The following is a 1,436-nucleotide window of genomic DNA, read 5'->3' as shown; positions in this document are numbered from 1 at the left end:
GCTTGGGAGCGGATGAGGTGATCGACTACCGGACAACGGATTTCACCGAGGCGGTCGAGGATGCCGACATCGTTTTCGACTCGGTGGCCGATGGTGCGCGGTCGTTGCAGGTGCTGAAGCCGGGTGGGGTGCTGGTGACCATTCTCGAGCATGTGAACGCGGAGCTGGAGAGGACCGTGCAGGAAGCCGGTCGGCGGTTCGCGGGTGTCTCGGTGGAGCCGGACTACTGGGCGCTGGAGCAGATCGCGGAGCTGGTCGACGCGGGGAAGCTGCGGCCGACCATTGCCGAGACGCTGCCGCTGGAGGAGGTCGGGAAGGCGCACGAGTTGGTCGCTTCCGGCGACACAGTCGGCAAGGTGGTGCTGACCGTCGATTGACGGTGGCATCGAATAATCGGGGCGGTATCCGGGTTGCAGGGCGCGGAGTTCGAGGTGAAGGAGAGCGGTGATGGATGTGCTGAGTGAGGCGCTGGCCTCCATGCGGACCGGTGCGCCGAACTCGGTGCGAACCGACGGGCGCGCGCCCTGGGCGCTCCAGCTGCCGCCGACGGCGGGTGCGGGATTCCATGTGGTGCTGCACGGGACATGCTGGTTCTATCCCACTGAGAAGAGCAGTGAGGCAATCCCATTGGGCCCCGGCGATGTGGTGTTCGTCCGTGACGGGGCGGGGCACATCCTTGCCGATCACCCCGACACTGCCCCGGAGATTCCCCGGCCCGAGCAGTACACCCAGCGCCCGCCCGTGGGCGCGCTGCGACTCGGCGGCGACGGTCCGGCGGCCAGTTTGCTCTGCGGCAACTATCACCTCGACGGGCAGCGGCCGCATCCGTTGCTGCGGCAGCTGCCCGAGGTGATCCATCTGCCCGCCCGCCACGGCCGGCACCCGGAATTGACCGCTGCGATCCAGCTGCTCGGCGCGGAGCTCGACAACCCCCGCATCGGGTCGCACGGCATCGTGCCGGCCCTCATCGACTCGCTGCTGCTCTACATCCTGCGCGCCTGGATCGAGGATCAGCCGCAGTCCGAGGCGGTGGGATGGGCTGCGGCGCTGCGTGATCCGGCCGTCGCCCCGGCGCTCGAAGCCATGCACGGCGATCCGGCCGCGCCCTGGACCGTGCAATCTCTCGCCGACCACGCGGGCCTGTCCCGGGCGGCCTTCGCCCGCAAGTTCAATGCCATGGTCGGCGAACCGCCGCTGGCGTACCTGACCCGCTGGCGTCTGACCACAGCGGCCCGCCTGCTGCGCGAGGATGAGCTGGCCATAGAAAAGGTGGCCGCTCGAGCGGGATACAGCTCGGAGTTCGCGTTCGGCAAGGCGTTCAAGCGTGAATACGGCCTTGCCCCCGGCCAATACCGTCGGCAGGCCCGCGCTGCTGCCTGATCCATCCACAACACTCACAGATGCGACGTGCCCCAGTGGATAAATTCCACAGGGGC

Annotated in this window: 2 protein-coding genes; both read left to right on the top strand. The window is 68.2% G+C overall.

Translation table 11 applies throughout. The features are described 5' to 3' along the window. A partial coding sequence (locus tag ABZ909_RS43655) for a zinc-binding dehydrogenase (RefSeq protein ID WP_357012400.1) occupies window positions 1-377 on the top strand: 377 nt, incomplete at its 5' end. A 70-nt stretch (window positions 378-447) separates the two neighbouring features. Continuing rightward, on the top strand, window positions 448-1,380 hold the full coding sequence (locus tag ABZ909_RS43650) for an AraC family transcriptional regulator (protein ID WP_357012398.1): 933 nt from the start codon (window positions 448-450) through the stop codon (window positions 1,378-1,380). Window positions 1,381-1,436 lie beyond the last annotated feature (56 nt).

Origin of the sequence: Nocardia sp. NPDC046763, from assembly GCF_040645495.1 — a bacterium.
Taxonomy (GTDB): Bacteria; Actinomycetota; Actinomycetes; order Mycobacteriales; family Mycobacteriaceae; genus Nocardia.
Note: the sequence above shows the minus strand (reverse complement) of the source record. Positions and strands in the feature narration are given on the sequence as shown.